This is a genomic window from Phycisphaerae bacterium (assembly GCA_035384605.1).
Classification (GTDB): Bacteria; Planctomycetota; Phycisphaerae; order UBA1845; family PWPN01; genus JAUCQB01.
Window position 1 is genome coordinate 1 of sequence record DAOOIV010000038.1, and the last position, 15,184, is coordinate 15,184.

Genomic DNA, 15,184 nt, shown 5'->3' on the forward strand with positions numbered 1-15,184 from the left:
ATCGCACCGGTCAGCCGGCGCCAGCGCTGGTCGCTATAGGGGTCTGAACGGTTACGCAGTCCCTTGGTGCTCGGCCAGCCGCCCAAGGCCGTGAATGAAAACACGGTGTCATGGCAGGGCAAGAGCTGGCATTTGATCGATGACGAGGGGGTGTTTGCCTGTGAGGCGTCGGTCGCAGGGGAACGTCAGGCCTTGCCGCCGCCCAATCGGCCGGCCGGAGAAATCATCAGCCGACGCGGCTGGGATACACCCGTCAAATGCCGGCTGGTTGACTCCGTCGACTGTACCCAAACCGACCACGGTTTTGAAGACGACGGGAAGTCGCGGGTGCTCGACCTCCCCGGCGGCAAGTTCCGGGTGACCGGTGCGGCCAAGGGCTTCGAGCTGACGTGGTTCTCTTACACGGTGCAGACCGCAGACCGGGCGGGCGTGCCGCACCTCGTCGTCGTCGAGACCCCCAACGACCGCGAGCGCTATACGACCGTGTCTCTGACTATTCCGAAGGGTGAACCCTGGTCGCCCCCGTTTGCGGGCCAGGAGGCTGTCAAGGTCAATTCGATGGAGATTTCGCAGGAGCCCTTCTGGTATGAGCCGGACGTGGGTCTGGCCGTCTATACCGGCCGCGAGCTGCCGATCAACGACAAGCCCTTCACGTTTCAGTACGTCTTTTTTCCGAAGGCGGCGAGGATCCGTGTGGCCGTCAGCTCAAGCGGCTGGGCCAAACCCAACACTCCCGAGAGCGGTGGGGCGGTCTCGCGGATGTGGGTCTTCGAGATTCTCGACCGGTTGGCTGACCGGTTGCCAAAGATCGACCCGCCGAACGGGCGGCAGCGTCGCGTCGGGCTCTACGCCACGCACCCCTGGTACTTCCTGGCCCATTACGGCGTGCCGCCGCACACGCCCCAGCAGCGGCGGCAGTCGTTCGAGAACATGTGCGACCTGCTCGCCTTCTGCGGCATGAACCTGATTCAGTTCAATGCCATCAACGGGTCGGACCGGGCCGGCCGTGCGTGGTACCCGGGCAGCTACTATCGGCAGCTTGGGGCCGATCTGCTCGCCGAACTGCCACCCGTCGCCGCAACCCGGGGCATCGATATCGTCCCGGTCGTGACCTCGATCACCGCTCCCGGTAAGATCGAAGGCGGCAAACCGAACAAATACGGGTTTTCGGAGTTGTCTTTTCAAAGACATGCCGACCCGAAGGCCGATCCACGGGCGTTTGAGCATCGGCCGCCGGACCCGCTCCGCGCCGAGACGCAGCGATGGCTCATCAGGCACCTGCTGGAGATCGGCCGGCACTGCAAGCAGCACAAGAATGTGATCGGCATCGGCTTTCGCGTCAACGGCAAGATTGGTACCTGCTATATCTCCGGCGAGGACAAGTCCGGCGGCGAGACGAAGGTGTACAGCGCCGAGATGATGGGCTACTCGTCGTGGAACCTGAGCCAGTTTCGCAGCGAGTCGAAGCTGGCGGTGCCCAATGAGTCCATGGAAGCCTACCAGTGGCTCAAGGCGGATCCGAAACGGTGGGACCAGTGGCTCAACTTTCGCTGTCGGCACACGCGGGAGTTCTGGATTAAGGCCCGTGACGCGATTCGCAGCGTTCGGCCGGACTGGACGCTGTATGTGCTCACCGACCTGCCGTCGGAGGTTACGGGGACAAACATCGAGTGGCCGGGCGCGGACTCGCCGGATGCGGAGAAGATCACACTGGACTTGTTGCGGGCCCACGGCTACGACCCGCGGATGTTCAAACAGGACGAGGGGATCGTGATCCAACGGGTGATGATGGTGGACATGGAGCGGTTCTTCAGCAAGTGGGGCCCCCCGTGGGGCAGCAACCCCGAACGATATCGCGATTTTCACGAACAGGAGTTCCTGCCGGACTGGTTCCGGACGCCGGCCGGGTCGGCAACCGAGTTGTATCACAACTACTGGGAAGAACCGTTCCATCCGGTGGGCTGGGAGTTTGGCCCCGACGATCGCGGAACCGGTATGCGGACCTCAACGGCCACGGCCAGGGGGCGCGCCTTCTATCGACCGGCGACCTTTGCGCTTCGTGTCGGTGACACCGACACGATCGCCATTAACGGCTGGCAACGGCCCGTCATGGGGCACGAACATGACCTGCGCCGGTTCTGCCAGGCGGTCAGGGCCTTGCCGATCGGCGAATCAAAACCGTTGAAAACAACGCCTCTCGACCCGAAGGTGTCGGCTACCCGGTACGCAGACCGCATCGCGGTGATCAACGATCGCGACAAGCCCGTGACGGTTGCGGTGAAGCTTGATGAGGCTTTGCCGCCGGACAAGCGGTTGCGAGATCTGGCCACGGGGCATGTGCTGATTGAAGCGGGAACAGGCAGCCGGGACTCTTTCGTCGTTCAGATGGAAGACTACGATCTTCGTGCGATGGCGGTTGAATAAGAGGGCGGTTGACCGGTTCGTCACGCGGCGGCAGGGAGACGATCGTGCAGGATCGAGAGAAGCTGGAGCTGTTCAAGGCGGCGTTGGCGGTTGCAGCGGCGGACCGGACGCTCAAGCGGTCTGAGCTGGGCCTGATCCAGGGGCTGGCCGTCAAGGTCGGCATCGGGAAGGCGTCTTTTGACGCCATGATGGCGGCTGCTTTGCGCGGTGAGCCCATTGCCACGGGCGTATGTATCGGGTCGCCGGACACGGCACGACTGGCACTCAAGCTGCTCGTCGCCGAGGCCCGCATAGACGGCGAGATCAGCGACGCCGAACGCGATCTGCTCGTCACCATCGCCCAGCGGCTCAAGATCGCTGGCGACCAGTTCCAGGCGATCTATGCCGAAGGTCTCAGCCAGGCCGACGAGATTCGCCGCCGCCGCCGTCTGTCGAGTCAGGGAGAAAAACCGTAAGAGGGAGGCCTGCCCGGCGGGCAGGCGGTGGCGCGGACACCTCAAACCGCGACGGGAACAAGCGACGTCTTGTTGGGTTGATAGAAGATGGCGCGGCAATGATGCTGGGGAATGAATTGCGGGCCGAGATCGGTGAGCGACTCGGATGATCCGACGAACAGATATCCCTCCGGGGTCAGCTCCTTGACCAGTCGCTCGAAAAGGGATTTGCGGGCCACGGCATCAAAGTAGATGGCCACGTTCCGGCAGAGAATCACATCGAACGGTCCGATGCCGTTAAAGGGTTCGAGCAGATTCAAGCGGCGATATGCGACCATCGCGCGGATCTCGTCCTTGATCTTCCAACTGTTCGGTTCGCGGATGAAGTATTTCTCAAGGATCTCCGGCTTGAGGCCGCGTTGAATCTCGATATCGCGGAATCTGCCGATGCTGGCCTGTTGAATCGCGGAGTCCGAGATGTCGGTCCCGGTGATCCTGATGTCCCAGGTGGCGATATCGGGCAGGAGTTCGTGCAGCACGATTGCCACACTGTAGGGTTCTTGACCGGTGCTGCAGGCGGCCGACCAGATCCGAATTCGCTTGGGCGTGGCGGTCTTCGCTTTGGCATCGAACAGATCGGGAAACACTTTGTGCTGCAGGGCCTCAAAGGGTGACGTGTCGCGGAAAAAGAGAGTCTCGTGGGTGGTGATGGCGTCAATGATCTTGATCTGAATGGTCTTGTTGTTCTCGTAACGCGCCTTGTAGTACAGTTCCGAGAAGTTCTTGCAACCTGCGTCTTCAGCAACCTTGGACAGGCGGCTCTCGATCAGATAGGCCTTGCTTTCATCAAGGACCACTCCGCAAAGGTCGTTGACGAGACGGGCGAGGATTTTGAGTTCGTCCGGCGTCACCCGCATGCCAATGCTCCTTTCCCGGCAAAGCGGGTAATTTCAGACGCGATCCGGTCCAGCGGGGCGATCACGTCTGACAGGCCTTCTTCGGCTGGAGCCTTGGGCATGCCGTACACGACGCAGGTCGTCTCGTCCTGGGTGATGATGGTTGCGCCGGCGCGCTTGAGCAATCGACAGCCCAGAGTGCCGTCGTTGCCCATCCCCGTCATGACCACGCCCAATGAGTAACGTCCACAGGTGTAGGCGACTGAGCGGAACAGGTAGTCCACGGACGGCTTGCAGTTGTTTTCCGGCGGATCGTCGGTGATTCGAGCCACGAGCTGACCGTCGACGCGTTCGATCTTCATCTGGCGGCCGCCGGGTGCAATGAGAATACGCCCGGCCTCAACGGCTTGGTGGTCGACGGCCTCGCTGACCGCGAGTTTGCTGCGATTGTCGAGGTCGTCGGCGAGCGATTTGGTGAACTTCGGCGGCATGTGCTGGACGATCAGCACGGGCGCGGCCAGGTCTGCGGGCAATGCCGGCACCATTTTCGCGAGGGCCGCGGGACCTCCCGTGGAAATGCCGATGGCGACGACTTCCGGCTTCCCGGCCGGCATGGCCGAGATTTTGCGCATCCGCTGAGCGACGTCGGCTGTCGGAGCGGAAAGGACGGGCGGACAGTACCGTGTCGGGGCCGGCTCTCTCAGTCGCCGCTTGACCGCAGCGGCACGAGCGAATGCCTGGATTTTCGGAACCAATTCTGAACGCAGCGCCTTGATGCTGCTCTCGATGCTGCCGGTCGACGGCTTCAACACGAAATCAAATGCCCCCAGACTCAGGGCGGCGATCGTTTCTTCGGCACCCTGTGTGGTAAAGGCGCTCAGCATGATCGCGCCCACCGTGCTGCCGGTCGCGCGGAGATGGCGCAGGACGTCGAGACCGTTCAGCTCGGGCATCTCCAGATCCAGGGTCAAAAGGTCGGGCCGCAGTTGATCGATTTTCTGGATGGCGATCCGGCCGTTCGAGGCAGAGCCTAAGAGCTCGACCTCCGGCACCTCGGCCAGAAGGTCGCTTATGACCTTCCGGTAGGTGACGGTGTCGTCGACGACCAACACCCGGATCCTGTCTGTGCTTGCGTTGACGTTCAAGTCGCCTCTCACTCGCCACCCCCGCCGCGAGGTTCCTTACACCTTGAACTGCCCTACCAGTTGCTGGAGGTTCTCCGCCAGTTTGGACAGCTCCTGGCCGGCCGTTTGGGTCTGGGCTGCGCCCTGCGCGGTTTGCCGTGCAGCCTGATCCACACCGGCGATGTTCTTGGTGATTTCCTTGCTCGCCGCGGCCGATTGGTTGACGCCTTGCGAAACAGTCTGTGCCGCCGTCGCCGTCTGTCCGACGTTCTGAGCGATCTCCTTGGTGGTGATGCTTTGCTCTTCGACGGAAGAGGCGATCGTGCGAGACACCTCGTTGACCTTGGTGATCACGCCGCTGATTTCGCCGATGGACTTCACCGCGTTGCCCGTCGAAGCCTGGATGCCCTCGATTCGCCTGCGGATGTCCTCGGTGGCTTCTGCGGTCTGTTTGGCGAGTTCCTTGACCTCAGTGGCGACGACCGCAAAGCCTTTGCCGGCTTCACCGGCGCGGGCCGCCTCGATCGTGGCGTTAAGGGCAAGCAAGTTCGTCTGTTCGGCGATATCCTGAATGACCTCAATGACCTTTCCGATCTCGTCGGCGGCGGCGCCGAGTTGTCCGATATCCTGATTGCTCGTCGCGGCCAAATGGGCGGCTTGCTCCGCGACGTTCGCGGCCTGCTCGGCATTCCGGGCAACCTCGCCGATGCTGGCGGTCATTTCTTCAACCGCCGCAGCCACCGTCTTCACGTTGTTGGACATTTCCTCGGTGGAGGCTGCCATGTTCTGCATATTGGTCGACAGTTCCTCCGCCGCACTGGCGACGGTGGCGGATTGCCCGGTCGTCTCCTCGGCCCCGCTGGCGAGTTGCGTGGCCGTTGCCGATAGTTCCGTGGACGAACTGGCAAGAGTCCGAGAAGTGTGCGCAAGCTCGGTGATCGTCTTACGGAGGTTCTCGGTCATCGTTTGAATGGCCTTGGACAACGCGCCGACTTCGTCGCGACGGGTTACGAGATCTTGAGCCACGTTCTTGGAAATGTCGCCTTGGGCCACGTTATCAAGCTGACGAACCACCTGGCCGATCGGCACCGATACACTTCTCCCAATCAGGACGCTGAAAACCATTGCCAGAATGCTGGCCGCGGCGCCGATGGTAATGAGCATCTTATAGACTCTCGAAGAAGTCGTCGCGGCTGCCTCGTTGCACTCTTCCTGACGCTTGCCGACGAACGCGACGTAGTCCATGCAGGCCTGCGCGGACGAGTCCGCGTGTCCGGCCAGGTCTTTTGCAGCCATGGCGGCGGCTTCGGCGGTCTTGCCTCCCTGGGCCAGTTCAATGACTTTGTTGTTGACGTCCCTGGCATCCGCCAGCTTCTGCTGAATATTGGCAATCAGTTTCTTGCCGTTCTCGTTTGTTTCCGTCTGATCAAGGTTCTCCATGATCCTCTTGTACGACGCTCTCGACGTCTCCACGTCTTTCGACAGTCTCTCAAGGCCGGCGGCATCGGAGGTCACCGACATCAAAACGATGGAGAAGAAAATGCCATCAACGGTGCTTCGCACCTCCGTCGCCTTGGAAGCCATCGCAGCGGCTTTCTCGTACTCGGCCATTTTCTCGTTAACCTGACTGAGTCCCCAGTACCCGACCGTGATGACGCCGACCATCATCGCCACCACAACGCCAAACCCGGCCAGCAACCGTCTTCCGATTTTCATGTTCTTGAACATAGTGGCACCTGATCCTCAAAAAAGACTCTCTGAACCCAAGGCGGTCCGTCTTTGTGCGGGCCGCAACCCGAACGTACAGCGATCCGAAAACATGCGCGCAACCCGCACGGCTCTCTGGCCGTAAGGTGCTAACCTTTCACACGGTTCACGTCGTCTGCTTGGAGGCCCCCTCGCTGGCGAGCGCCTCTTCCACGTCAAGAATGACCACGAGCTCCGACTCCAGCTTGTATACACCCGCGAAAAAGCGGCCGTCGATGCCGTTGACATTCGCGGGCGGAGGCTCAATCTGATCGGTGGCCGCGATCACGACGTCGGCGATCCGGTCGACCAGCAGGCCCACGCGCTCACCGCGCGAGTTGACGATGACGTTCCTGCTGTCTTCGGTGATAATCGTCGGTTCCAACCCGAGCGCCCGGCGCAGATCGAGGACGGTGACGACCTCGCCGCGGAGGTTCACCACCCCCCGGATCGTCTCGGGCGTGTGGGGGGCTGGGGTCATATTGAGCTGACGGTTGATCTCCTCGACCTGATGGATGTCGACTCCGAGGAGGAGGTCACCCACGTAGAACGTGGTCAACTCCAGCTCCTTGCCCGCCATGTTTCTCTGTTGTCTTTGCATGGTGGTTGTCATGCGTTCCTCCCGCTAACCGCCGTAGCCGACCTCTTGATGAGCCGGGTTACCGCGGCGATCAATTGGTCGCGATCGAGCTTGATCTGATACTCATCAATACCGACCTCGCCGCCTTTCTGTATGTTTTCTTGTCCGGCCAGCGAAGTCACCGCGATCACCGGTATGTTGGCGAACCTTTGATCGTTCTTGATCTTTCTGGTCAGCTCGTAACCGTCCATATTGGGCATTTCAATGTCCGTGACGACGAGGTCGAACGGCTCTGCACTCTGTTGTATGGCATTCCAGGCGACCAGACCGTCCTCGCAGGCCTGGACTTCATAGCCGGCCTCGGACAGGAAACCGGCGACCTGTTTGCGGAAGAAGGCCGAGTCTTCCGCGAACAGGATCCGACGGCCGGCGTCGGTCGCCGCGGCCTGCTGCTGTTGGCTGAACCACTCGCCGTGAGCGGCTCGGGCCAGCTCGGACAAGTCGATCAGGCGAGTGGTCTTTTCGTCGATCACCAGTGAGCCGAGCACTCCGGGTTCGCGGAACGTCACCACGTCGATATCGGTGCTGATCTCCCGGATATCCACGAGGTTCGGGGCGATCAGGCCGATCTCCTGCCTTTGGCCGATCAGATGGAAGACAATGACGTACATGTGCGGCTGCTCAGGCCGCGGCTTGGCCTTGATCAGCTTGTCCAGACTGAGCAGCGGCAAAGAACTCCCCCGGTATTGCAGGACCTCCTGGCCGCCCACGCTGTCGATCTGCTCGGCGCGGATGCGCTCAATCCGCGAGATGAGACTCATGGACACGCCGAATTGCTCTGATGGATCGTTGGTAAAGAGCAATGCCGTTTGATGCTCGGCTTTTTGCGCGGCTGATTCCTCGGCACGCGCCGTTGCACCGTGTTCCTCCGGCATTTCGATCGCGCATTGCGCCGCGATCCCGGCGATGTCGAGGATCAGGGCCACGTGACCGTCACCCAGTATGGTCGCCCCCGCCAGGCAACGGACGCCTTTCATGTGACGCCCGAGCGGTTTGACGACGATCTCCTCGGAATCATGCAAGCCGTCGACCACCAGTCCGTATCTGAGTTGGCCGGTTTCCACCACGATGATGTTGAGGGCTCCGGCCGTCGTGTCCTGCCGGCGCTCCTGACCGCTGCGGGCTTCGACCTCGGTTGGGTGTTCCTCGTCGGCACGCCGGTCCGCGAGGTTCTTCCGGCGGTCATCCTTCAGTTCGGATGGCACCGGGTCCAGGTACTTGGACTGGAGACCGAGGGCGCGGCTGAGGCGAACCAGCGGCAGGAGATTGCCGCGAAGCCGGAGCACCTCGGCGTTCTTAATGTGCTCGATGCGACTCTTGACGTCACCGGCCTTGATGCGAACGAGTTCGTTGATGTTAACCTGCGGGATGGCGAAACGCTCTTCTCCGCAACGCACGATCAGCGACGGAATGATGGCCAGCGTGAGCGGCAGGCTGATTCTAATGGTGGTGCCCGAGTTCACGCGGCTTTCGATCTCCACCGTTCCGCCGAGTCTCTCGATGTTGGTACGGACCACGTCCATGCCCACGCCTCGGCCGCTGACGTCCGTGACCTTCTCCGCCAGCGAGAAGCCGGGCAGGAAGATCAGACTCAGCGCCTCGCGGTCGGTCATTTCCCGGGCTCGTTCGGTGCTGATCAAGCCCTTGCTGACGGCCTTGGTCTTGATCTTGTTCACGTCGATGCCCGCACCGTCGTCGGAAATCTCGATGTTGACCTTGCCGGCCTGATGGAAGGCCCGGAGAGAAATGCGCCCTATGGGGTTCTTGCCCTTGGAGGTTCTCTCCTGTGGCGCCTCGATGCCGTGGTCGACGGAGTTGCGAATCAGGTGGGTCAATGGGTCGCCAATGGTCTCGAGAATGGACTTGTCGAGGTCGACATCCTTGCCCTCGATGGTCAGGTCGCACTGCTTGCCGAGCTTACCGCTCAAATCGCGGACGATTCTCGGGAACTTGTTGAAAACCGTCCCGATCGGCTGCATGCGGGTCTGCATGATCGCTTCCTGCAACTCGCTGGTGACCTGGTCGAGGCGGGCGCTGACGGACTCGAGGTTCCGCGTCTCCCTATTGTTGATCGTCTGGACGAGTTGGTTGCGGGAGAGAACCAGTTCGCCGGCCAGGTTCATTAGATGGTCCAAGAGGCCGACCGATACGCGAATGCTGGTCTCGACATTTGTTTTGGACGTTTCCGAAGGCGGCGAAGAGTCCTGGGCGCTGACCGGCGGCGCGGCGGGCGCGGCCGACGAAGGAGGCGCGGCAGGTGCGGCCGGGATCGCGACGGCCTGGGCTGCAACTGCGGGGGCAGCTTGCGCCGCAGGGGCGGGAGATGCCGAACCCGCATCTGCGACCTGGTGGATGTGCTCTTCCGCCAGACCAAACTCCACCATCAGCATTTGGCGATCGACCACCGTGCCGATCAAGGCGACAAAACGCAGCCTGTCGGGTATGCCGGTGGAGAGATCCCCGAGATTGAACGCATCGAGCCTCGCCTCGACCACTTCCCCGAGGGCCAGAAGATCCTTGATGAGCGACAAGGGCGTCTTGCCCCGTTCCTCGACATCCTTGATCAGGTCGAAGTCAAGCACGAAGAGCTGGTGACCCAGTCGCCGGTGGGTTGCCAGAAGGTGCTCCGACACCTCGAACATGGCGGTGGCCGGTTGTCCGACCTGTACGTTGCGCTCGAGGCTGGCCGAGACCTCGGGAGACGCCTGGCCGCTGATGATCTGCTTCAGTGCGTCGATGAAGGATCGGACATCCTGCTCATTGGAGGTGTTCACGTTGTTCAGCAGCCCGCGAAGCGCGTCCACCGATCGCAGAAGCGAATCGACCACCGGCGCGGTCGGAACCAGTTCCTTCGAACGGACAAGGTTCAGAACGTTCTCCAGGCTGTGCGCCAGATCGTTGATCGTGGTCAGCCCGAGGAACCCGGCGGCCCCCTTGATCGAATGGACGGCCCGGAATACCTTGTTGACCAATTCGGGGTCGCTGTCCGCGCCGCCCTCTTCAATGGTAAGCAGATCATTCTCGACGTCGGCCAGGTGTTCGAAAGACTCGACGACGAACTCTTCAATCATCTTCTGGTTATCAAGGGACATGTTGTGACTCCGACCAGTTCTCCCATCGAATTCAGCAGTATCACAGGCTCTCGGCGATCGTAAAGTGCTCGTCCATGCGCATGACATGGAACAAATGCCTGAAGTCCTGATTGCGCGTTAAGACCGTAAGCGAACCTCCGGCGGCGCTTACACTCTTGTGACAGAGCATCAGGACCGCCAGGCCCTTGGAATCGATCATTTTCACGTCGCCCAGGTCGATCACGAGGTGAACGTGACCCTGGCTGATCAGATCCTGAAGCTGCGCGCGAAACTGTTCCGTGTGCGAGGCGACGATATCGTAGTCCGGACGGACGGTGTGCGTTTGTCGTGTTTCCGTTACAGATGTCATGCTGTTCTCCCATTCTCTCAGATAACACACCCGACCGGCGGGGTGAGCTCATGGCGAACGCTCAGTTCGACCCGGTTGCCGGCCTCGTTGAAGGTCACTTGTGAAGCGTATGTTTTCATCAGCGGCAGTCCCCTGCCGCCGTCACCCGTCACGTCGAATCCCGCTTCGCGGTTTTCCCAGACAAACCCGGGACCGTTGTCTTCCACGATGAGTTTGATTTCGTCCGTTGCGAAGACCAGTGCCACGCGGACCTGTCCTTCGGGCGCCTCGCGACATCCGTGTGTCACCGCGTTCAGGGCCGCCTCGCGGAGGAGGATACGCACCGCGAACATGTTGACAGGGACCTGACGCCGGTCGAGTTCCTGGGCGCAAAGATCATCGGCCCGGTCGATGTTCTCGAACGACGGGGACATCGTGATCCGCAACGCGTCTGGAGTATGCTCGATGTCGAACATGTCCGGCCTCAAAACTCGATTCCCATCAGAACGACGTCGTCTTCCGCCTTCCCGCCGCAATCACACAACAGTTCGTCCACCACCGAATCCACAACTTGATCGATCGGCAGGGCGCGCCGGGCGAGCAGACCTTCCTTCAACCAGGCCATGCCTTGGACCACGCTTAAGCGCCCATCGGGACCTCGCCGGCTTTCGATCAACCCGTCGGTGTAGAGAAACAGTCGTTCGCCCCGTTCAACCGGAAAGCGTTTTGACTCGAACCTGGCGGTCTCCAGCATGCCCAGAATGTCACCGCTGAGATCGATGAACTCGCCCTCATGGCGCGATGACTGAAAGAACGCCGGCGGGTGGGCGGCATTGGCAACCTCCACCTCCATGGTCAGCTTCGAGAAGCGCGCACAGCAGGCGGTGACATAGCGTCCCTCGCTCAGAAACTTGAGGAGACTTGAGTTGTGCAATGACAAGACCTCGAGGGGGGTCAGCGATTCGTTCAGGAACGTGGCCGCCAGAGCTTTGAGGGCCCCCGTAACGAACGGGACGCTCAGGTCATGGCCGGAAACGTCACTGACCAGAAACCCGAACTCATCATCGCACAGACGGGCGATCTCGTAGAAATCTCCGCCGGCTTCATGGGCCGGTTGAAACCGGACGCCCAGTTTCAGTTCCGGCAGGCTGCTGGGCGGTGTCAACAAAGACACCTGTCCGTCGCGAACATCCTCAAGGCGGTCGGCGCTCTCCATGGACACGGCTTCGTAGATCGTTGCCTTGCGGCGAAGCAATCGGCGATTCAGCGACAGCTCCAATCGGCTTCGAATGCGCGCGAGGAACTCCTGTCGTTCAATAGGCTTGGTGATGTAGTCTTCGCCGCCGACCGCAAAGCCCCGGGCCTTGTCGCTGGGATCGGAGCGGACCGTCAGGAAGACCACTGGCAGATCCGCATAGTTGGGATTCTTCTTCAATTCGAGGCAGGTGCTGAATCCGTCGAGACGGGGCATCTGGCAGTCCAGCAGGATCAGCTCCGGCAGACGCTTCTCCAGCATGGCGAGAACCTGCTCTCCATCCTCGGCTTCAAGGACCTCGTATCCGGCCTTTTTGAGAAGATGTCTGATCAACGCCCGCACGTCCGGGTCGTCATCAGCCACCAGAATGGACGCAGTGCCGGGTTGGGATCCGAGCATGCCCAGGGCGTCGACTTCAGGTGTCGCGTCCCGCTCGGCGCCGCTGCTTGGCGTCGGGACGGCACAGCGGAGCAGTTCGGCCTCTGTGGGCGAGGTAGCCACAACCCGTCTCCTGAGGGCAGATCGAACACATAGACTGCGCGGCGGCCTTGCCGCCCACCTGTGCCTCCGTGCGCTGTGCCAAGCCGCAACCCCGGGTATCTCCCAAGCCGTGTCGGGAAAGACACTGTGATGGCCGCTGACGGATCGATGGTGTTATCCAGACGTCGTGGTCCGGACGGCACCCCACGCCGAGCCATAACCCGGGGAAGATTCAGCCAGACGACTGGTGTATCGACCCCCGGAAACAAGGCCTTTACTTGCCATCGGATCGGGAAATCACGGGAAAATGCTCATCCTGATGAGCTCAACAACGCCGGCGAAAGGGTTCACTTGGCACCCAGTCGGAAGCCGCGTTTAGTCCGGTAACCGCACAGGTCCGCGAGACCTTGCTGCCTGTGGTTTGCAGCCTTGCGGCCGGTTATGGCGCTATGGGATCCTGCAGTACGCGTGGCCTGAGTAGGCCGGCCAACGCGGGTTTGCCCAGGACTTGTGTGTCCTGTTTGTCTTGTCGATGAATAGCCAATGGCAGGGTGTGCCTTGAGCCGCCGGCCAGGATTATTGGACACTCGTCCAACGGCCCGGGGCTGGGCAGGTTGACGGCCGGTCGAAGGGGCGTCAACCTATAGGCCCAAGTTGAACTGACGAAGTCGATATGACGGGCACTGGATGACCGGAATACAAGCCATGTACGGAGCCGGCGCGCGCCGCCGAGATGTGGGGATACTATTCACTTGCGCCGGCAGGCGAATCGAGTTGATCAGTGCGTTTATACGAGCAGCCAGGGCGCTCGGGCTTCGTCCGAGTATCCACGTGGCGGATACTGAGAGCCATTTTGCGGCTGCTTGTATTGCCGATGAGGCTCACCAGGTTCCTCCGACTCACTCGACGGACTATATCCGTTCATTACTGAGAATCGTCAAGCGCCGGCGGATCGACATTCTCGTTCCGCTCACGGATACGGATCTGGTCAAGCTCGCCGAGTCTCGAGATGAGTTCGCCCGATCGTCGTGTATTGCCCTGATTTCATCTCCGGCCGTTGTGCATACCTGTCGCGACAAGCTGTTGACGTACCGATTTCTGACGAGCCACCGGATCGACACGCCGGCCACGTGGACTGCGCAGGAGGCTCTGGCGCGGCGGCGCCATCGCTTTCCCTATTTCCTGAAACCCAGGCGTGGAAGCGCGAGCAGGGGAAGTTTCGTGATCCACCATCGGCGGGATCTGGAAGCCATGGTACCCAGAGTGCCAGAGGCGATCGTTCAGGAGTTTGTGCCCGGGCTGGAGCACACGCTTGACGTGTACGCGGGTTTCGACGGTTGCCCCCGGTGCGTTGTTCCCCGCGAGCGCATCGAGGTCCGCGGGGGCGAAGTCACTAAGGCCCGCACGGTTAAGAACCGGCGGATCATGGCGACCGGCGTACGCGTGGTGGAGGCATTGGCCGGGTGCGTGGGGCTGATCACGATCCAACTGATTCTTTCTCCAGACGGCAGGATCCGGGTGATCGAGATCAACCCTCGATTCGGCGGCGGGGTGCCTTTGGCGATCCACGCAGGTGCGGACTTCCCGAAGTGGCTGCTCACCGAATGGCTGGGCCGCAAGCCGAGAATCCGTCTGGATCAGTTCCGCGACGGCGAGATCATGCTTCGCTTTCATCAGTCGTTCTTTGTAAGGGATAGGGACTGACGCTGCGCCGACCCTCGATACGAACTGGAGAGCCGAATCCCGAGGCACCAGGAGCGGCTCAAAGGCGGCCAAGGGTTGGGCACGCGCTCGAGAAGCACGAGACAATCAGCCAAGACAAGCCAAGAACCGAGAATCCAATGCGATGAGCGAGCGGTTCGTCGAACTTACCGGAATTGCGGTGGTCGTTTTTGATCTGGACGATACCCTTTACCCCGAGCGGCAGTTTGTCTGGAGCGGGTTTGAGGCGGTGGCTAACTGGCTTCGCCAACAGATGGACTGCCCCGATGACCCGGCCCGCCGGATGCGCGAGCTGTTCGAAAGCGGATGTCGGCGACGGGTGTTCGATGAACTGCTTGCCGAATGGAGATGCCCACATGCCGAGGACTGGGTTCGACAGATGATCGCCTGCTACCGTGACCACAACCCAGTCATTCGGTTGTATCCAGACGCAGAAGCCGTCCTTCTGAAATGGCAGGGGCTGTTTCAACTTTCATTGATTAGTGATGGCCCCGTCAGGATGCAGCAGAACAAGGTGAGGGCGTTGGGATTGGAGTCTCTCTTGAGACCACTCGTGCTGACCGATCGGTGGGGGGAAGCCTTTCGGAAACCTCATCAGAGAGCCTTCGAGTACATTGAGAGTGTGACCGGCTGCCGGGGTCCGGAATGTCTCTACATCGGCGACAATCCGCAGAAAGACTTCGTTGCTCCAAACCAAATGGCTTGGCGATCCGTGTGCGTCCGGCATCAGGACGGGATCTACGCGAATACCGAAGCCCCACCAGAGGGTCAACCGGAGTTCCTGGTCTCGGAATTGAGTTATATTCTTATCTCCAAATAGGTAACGCAGGTTCTTGGGCCGCCGGGTGCACCAGGCAATACGAGCCGTGGACGCTTAGCCGTCTTGTCGCTCTTCCTGCCCCAAAGTATTGTGTAGCCGGTTGGCAGGATTGAAGCAGCACAAATGACTTGAAATCGCGAACCTTCTGGCCGGCAAAGCGGTACAGTAGCTGTGAGTGGATTTCCGGGAGGGTGCTTAACTGGGCCATCTTTGGCGGCTCATC

General features: G+C 60.9%; 12 protein-coding genes. 4 read left to right on the top strand and 8 right to left on the bottom strand.

Going from position 1 to position 15,184, the window contains the following annotated elements:
* Window positions 1–66: 66 nt before the first annotated feature.
* Together PLL20_10395 and PLL20_10400 are read left to right on the top strand one after the other, a co-directional pair.
* Window positions 67–2,424: a hypothetical protein gene (locus tag PLL20_10395; protein ID HPD30396.1), complete on the top strand. Its 2,358-nt coding sequence runs from the start codon at window positions 67–69 to the stop codon at window positions 2,422–2,424.
* 44 nt (window positions 2,425–2,468) lie between these two features.
* Entirely contained in the window at window positions 2,469–2,879 is a 411-nt protein-coding gene (locus tag PLL20_10400) for a hypothetical protein (protein HPD30397.1), read from the top strand.
* Between the two features lie 41 nt (window positions 2,880–2,920).
* Here the strand turns inward: PLL20_10400 and PLL20_10405 are convergent, their stop codons facing one another.
* From PLL20_10405 to PLL20_10440, 8 genes are all read right to left on the bottom strand, one after another.
* Window positions 2,921–3,775: a protein-glutamate O-methyltransferase CheR gene (locus PLL20_10405; GenBank protein HPD30398.1), complete on the bottom strand. Its 855-nt coding sequence runs from the start codon at window positions 3,773–3,775 to the stop codon at window positions 2,921–2,923.
* Entirely contained in the window at window positions 3,766–4,899 is a 1,134-nt protein-coding gene (locus PLL20_10410) for a chemotaxis response regulator protein-glutamate methylesterase (protein HPD30399.1), read from the bottom strand. Before PLL20_10410 ends, PLL20_10405 begins: the two co-directional genes overlap by 10 nt.
* Window positions 4,900–4,935: 36 nt before the next feature.
* A complete protein-coding gene (locus tag PLL20_10415; GenBank protein HPD30400.1) occupies window positions 4,936–6,594 on the bottom strand; it encodes a methyl-accepting chemotaxis protein in 1,659 nt (552 codons plus the stop codon).
* Between the two features lie 157 nt (window positions 6,595–6,751).
* Window positions 6,752–7,237: a chemotaxis protein CheW gene (locus tag PLL20_10420; GenBank protein ID HPD30401.1), complete on the bottom strand. Its 486-nt coding sequence runs from the start codon at window positions 7,235–7,237 to the stop codon at window positions 6,752–6,754.
* Window positions 7,234–10,356, bottom strand: coding sequence for a chemotaxis protein CheW (locus PLL20_10425; GenBank protein HPD30402.1), 3,123 nt, complete (start codon window positions 10,354–10,356; stop codon window positions 7,234–7,236). The genes PLL20_10420 and PLL20_10425 overlap by 4 nt, the downstream gene beginning before the upstream one ends.
* A gap of 40 nt (window positions 10,357–10,396) precedes the next feature.
* Window positions 10,397–10,705 (bottom strand): STAS domain-containing protein, encoded by a 309-nt coding sequence (locus PLL20_10430; protein ID HPD30403.1) that lies wholly within the window; start codon window positions 10,703–10,705, stop codon window positions 10,397–10,399.
* A gap of 17 nt (window positions 10,706–10,722) precedes the next feature.
* Window positions 10,723–11,160: an ATP-binding protein gene (locus PLL20_10435; GenBank protein ID HPD30404.1), complete on the bottom strand. Its 438-nt coding sequence runs from the start codon at window positions 11,158–11,160 to the stop codon at window positions 10,723–10,725.
* A gap of 8 nt (window positions 11,161–11,168) precedes the next feature.
* Entirely contained in the window at window positions 11,169–12,440 is a 1,272-nt protein-coding gene (locus PLL20_10440; protein HPD30405.1) for a fused response regulator/phosphatase, read from the bottom strand.
* 666 nt (window positions 12,441–13,106) lie between these two features.
* Between PLL20_10440 and PLL20_10445 the strand changes: the two genes are divergently transcribed.
* Together PLL20_10445 and PLL20_10450 are read left to right on the top strand one after the other, a co-directional pair.
* A complete protein-coding gene (locus tag PLL20_10445) occupies window positions 13,107–14,123 on the top strand; it encodes an ATP-grasp domain-containing protein (GenBank protein HPD30406.1) in 1,017 nt (338 codons plus the stop codon).
* 142 nt (window positions 14,124–14,265) lie between these two features.
* Window positions 14,266–14,961, top strand: a complete 696-nt coding sequence (locus tag PLL20_10450; protein ID HPD30407.1) for an HAD family hydrolase — start codon at window positions 14,266–14,268, stop codon at window positions 14,959–14,961.
* Window positions 14,962–15,184 lie beyond the last annotated feature (223 nt).

Excerpts from the sequence above, each read along its gene's own strand:
- PLL20_10405 (HPD30398.1), bottom strand. The coding sequence starts at position 3,775 with ATGCGGGTGACGCCGGACGAACTCAAAATCCTCGCCCGTCTCGTCAAC.
- PLL20_10415 (HPD30400.1), bottom strand. The coding sequence starts at position 6,594 with ATGAAAATCGGAAGACGGTTGCTGGCCGGGTTTGGCGTTGTGGTGGCG.
- PLL20_10420 (HPD30401.1), bottom strand. The coding sequence starts at position 7,237 with ATGACAACCACCATGCAAAGACAACAGAGAAACATGGCGGGCAAGGAG.
- PLL20_10425 (HPD30402.1), bottom strand. The coding sequence starts at position 10,356 with ATGTCCCTTGATAACCAGAAGATGATTGAAGAGTTCGTCGTCGAGTCT.
- PLL20_10430 (HPD30403.1), bottom strand. The coding sequence starts at position 10,705 with ATGACATCTGTAACGGAAACACGACAAACGCACACCGTCCGTCCGGAC.
- PLL20_10435 (HPD30404.1), bottom strand. The coding sequence starts at position 11,160 with ATGTTCGACATCGAGCATACTCCAGACGCGTTGCGGATCACGATGTCC.
- PLL20_10445 (HPD30406.1), top strand. The coding sequence starts at position 13,107 with ATGACCGGAATACAAGCCATGTACGGAGCCGGCGCGCGCCGCCGAGAT.
- PLL20_10450 (HPD30407.1), top strand. The coding sequence starts at position 14,266 with ATGAGCGAGCGGTTCGTCGAACTTACCGGAATTGCGGTGGTCGTTTTT.